Here is a 3971-nt window from a genome sequence, read left to right on the forward strand (position 1 = left end):
TGACTTTAGGCGAACAACCGACAATATCTAGAGTGGCATTTGGAAATTTATCTAGTACCATTTTGAAAGCTTCTTCTAAGATCGGGCCACCTTTTCGCTCCCATTCGATCCCAACAAACAAAATTTTCTGATGGTGATATCTATTATCGTCAAATACTTCCGCTTGCGGTACATTCAGGCAAGGGCCACACAGGATGTTTGCTACTTTATGTGCCGGGACACCATAATCTTTGACGATCGAGTCAGCAACATTTTCACTCATCGTAAAATTGAGAGTTGCATTGTGATAAATCTCTCGCTCGCACTCAATCCACGCGCTAGAGGGTAGTTTTGCGCGATCGAAACCTCGGTAAGTGAGATTTGCTAAGGCAGTGTGATCTGTATAGACAAAGTGCGGTATACCAGGAATACTCGCATCAAATAAAGATTGTGTTTGAAATGTAAATAAATAGTTTCGACCTGCCGGTCTCTTGACTAACGCCTTTCTCAGCTTGTGGAAAAAATAGCTGGTGTAAAGTCTTCTGTTACCGATATGCAGCGTCCGATCGAATATTTCTTTGCTGTATTCATTAAGAGTATGAAAGATGGTTGCCAAGTCTTTGGTGTTGACTAAATCGGTGAAAACATCAATTGTTTCAATTTCAAGATTGGGAAATTCTCTAGTGAGAATTTCCACAACCATCTCATTTACATGTGAGAATCCACCGTACTTGACAAAAGCTATTTTTCTGTTATTCACTACTAGCTCCTAATCCAATAAAAACCCGCTCCAGCTAATATAGATAGCCATTTAGAAAGTTACATCCAGCAGCTAAATGTATTTCTCTGTAAATATTTCAATCTCAAAATTCAGCCCGATCGCGTTACTTTTGCGCGCATGAATTAGACATAATACTGGGTGAACAATATCAATTATTATGAGCTTTTATCGACTAGATAAATACCGCCCATCGATAGATACATAAAATTAAGCCATCGTCCGATTGACAGATGGTAAGGAGTGATAATTTATTTCTGGCAAGCGTATTTTGAGCTAAATCTTGTTACTAAACTACTAATGTGTAGATGATAGTAAGAGTGCAGCTTAGATTAGGCTGGGGAAAATTCCAGCCCTGACATTACGATCTAAAAACAAAATCGATTTATGTGATTACTTGTAGTTGCGAGCCTTTGGCAGTTTTATGGACTTCAATGCGGGTTTGAAAGGCTTCCCGAAATTGTGGCATGTGAGTGACAGTAAGAATACAGGCAAAGTCACCAGAAATAGCATTAATTGCCGAAATTAAGCGATCGCAGCCTTCGCGATCTTGAGTGCCAAATCCTTCATCGACGATCAGCATTTGTAAGGGAGTTCCCGCCCGTTGGGAGAGCAGCTTAGCAAGTGCGAGGCGGATCGAAAAATCGATCCGAAAAGCTTCGCCACCCGAGTAAGTTTCATAGGCTCTAGTACCATTAGCATCGCCGATCGCGATATCTAAAGTATCGATATATTTAGCACTCTTAACACTAGCTTTTTTAGTACGGCTGCTTTTAGTTGCTTTTTGAGTAATAAATTGAACGTGAAATTGATTGTTACTTAGCTTGGAAAGAATTTGATTGCTTTCAGCTTCTAGCTGGGGCAGAATGTTTTCGATTACTAAAGCTTGAATGCCGTTTTTACCGAAGGCTTTTCCGAGTTCGTCGTAGATTTTTTGCTGCTGTTTGCAGGTATCGAGCTGCTGTTGTTGCGATCGCAGTTGTTCTTGAATATTATTGAGTTGAGTAAGCTGTTGTTCGAGGCTACCGAGAATTGAGAGATTGGTATCTAACTGCTGGCGGCGTTCGGCTAGTAGGCGCTCGACTGCTAATATTCGCTCGTCACTATCGGGGATTTTGGCAATCTCTAAGCTGATACGATCGATCTCTAAGTTGGATTTTTGTCGATCGATGATATTTTGTGACTCATTAGCTTGAAGTGAGTTAATGCGTGTGAGTAACTGCGGCTGAGTTTGTTTCGCTTGTTGAACTTCTTGATATTGAAGTTGGATTGATTGGGATTGACGCAACTCGGTGGCTACTTGCTGGTGATAGTCGCGATCGTATTTTAGTTCGTTAATTTGGCGGATAATAGTTTGCAGTTCGAGTTGCAAATATGAGTCTGTTTGGAGTCTGGTAATATTTGCTTCGATGGTGACAAGTTCGGTAGCTAATTGTTGTTTCTGGATGCTTAATTGTTGCTGCTTGCGATCGGCATCTTTGATTTTCTCTTGTTTGATCTCTACCCACCGCAATTTATCGACATCACCTCTGGCTAGGGCATGACTTTGTTCGCTATAATTAATCGCGGCAATATTGATACTAATTTCTTGCAATTGAGATTGTAATTCACTTGCATAACTTTTAGACTCGATCGCAAGTTCAATTTGCGACTTTTCGTTGGCAATTTCTTGCAGATTGACTTCGAGTTCGGAAATTGAATCTAATTGTGCTTGCAAATTACCGCGCTGTTCGCGGAGACTTTCCGAGCCTGCTAACTCGCGCTGGATCTGCTTATATTCCGTGAGGAGATCTTCACGTTCGCGGACGTAGCGCGAGTGTTCTTCCCGAGTTGCTGATATCTGTTGCTCGACATTAGCACGTTCGGCTTGGGCGCTACTTAAGACATGTTCCCAATGGTTTTCATCTAACGGGCGATCGCACACTGGACAACTGGCATCAGGAGTTGCTAGTAGCTCTAATTTACGGTCTAATTCGCCTAATTGTCGCTGATAATTACGGGTATCTGCCTCTAGCCGCTGGATATTTTCTCTCTTAGTTAAACCTTTTTCTTCTACTCGCTTTTGATATACTTGCTTTCGCTCTAAATCAGCAAGCTGAGTATCGAGTAAATTAAGCCGATTGACTAATTGCGATCGCTCGGCTGTTTTAATTCTAATTTGACGTTCGCGCAAAACTAACTCATTTAATTGAGCCTGAATTTTCGCAGTCTGCAGATCGATTTTTGCCGCCAGTCCCACTCGCTCTTGCTGAAGCGGTAACACGGCGATTTGCAGTCGATCTAGCTCTGACAATCGCTGACGACATACTTGTAATTGAGCGACCCCTTTGGTAACGTCGCCGACTGTCGCTAAAATTTCAGCTAATTCTATTTCTTGACGTTCGAGCGCCGCTAATTGCGCTTGACTTTGACCGAGACTTAATTGCAATGCTTGAGTTTGGCGATCTAATTGCTGCTGTAATTTTTGGCGATCGATCTGATACTGCCGATCGCTATTAAATTGCCGATCTAACACCTCAATTTGCTGCTGTAACCCCAGATAAGCTTGATAAGCAGTAGCAATGTCATCCGATCTAATTAACAGCTCATCTAGCCGTTGTTTATCGGTAGTCACTACCTGAAGATCTACCTGGATTTGGGTCGCTGCTAGCTGCAATTCGCGATCGCGTTTTTGCTCCCAAGCCAACTGTTGCTGCCACGTTTCTCGCTGTCTGGCGATCGTTTTAAAACCTTCTAATTCCTGTTCCTGGGTGAGTTGTAACTGTTGCAACGCACTGAGTTCAACTTTCACCTCATCGCGCTGCTGAGTAATGCCATCGATTTGGGCGAGTTGAAGCTGCGCCTGAGCTAAATTTTCGGTCAATACTTCGACTTGGAGCTTGTATTGCTTCCCCGTATCTTTGGCTCGATCGGCTAATTGCTCGTAGCGATCGAGCTTTAATAAATCTGCTAAAATTTGCTTGCGATCGGTCGGCTTTTTCCGCATAAATTCATCAGCCTTCCCCTGACGCAAATAAGCAGAATTAATAAACGTCTCATAATCAATCTTGAGATAATCATCAATTAAAGCCTGCGTCGAACGAATCCCCTTCTGCGTCAGCGTCCGAAATTGCCCCCCACTCGTCTGGATCTGAAACTCCAACGCCCCATTTCCATCCCGCTGACGCGTCCGAATGATCCGACAAGTTTCGCCGTGCATCCCAAACGTAAAATC

The 3971-nt window shown here is 42.8% G+C and carries 1 protein-coding gene and 1 pseudogene; both read right to left on the bottom strand.

Features of this window, described 5'->3' with window-relative positions; genetic code table 11:
- Positions 1–739: pseudogene (locus RMO35_RS15710) on the bottom strand (glycosyltransferase family 1 protein); the annotation flags it as partial.
- 403 nt (positions 740–1142) lie between these two features.
- The coding region (locus RMO35_RS15715) for an SbcC/MukB-like Walker B domain-containing protein (RefSeq protein ID WP_309742266.1) at positions 1143–3971 on the bottom strand (2829 nt) is incomplete at its 5' end.

Source organism: Chamaesiphon sp. OTE_20_metabat_361 (genome assembly GCF_031364565.1).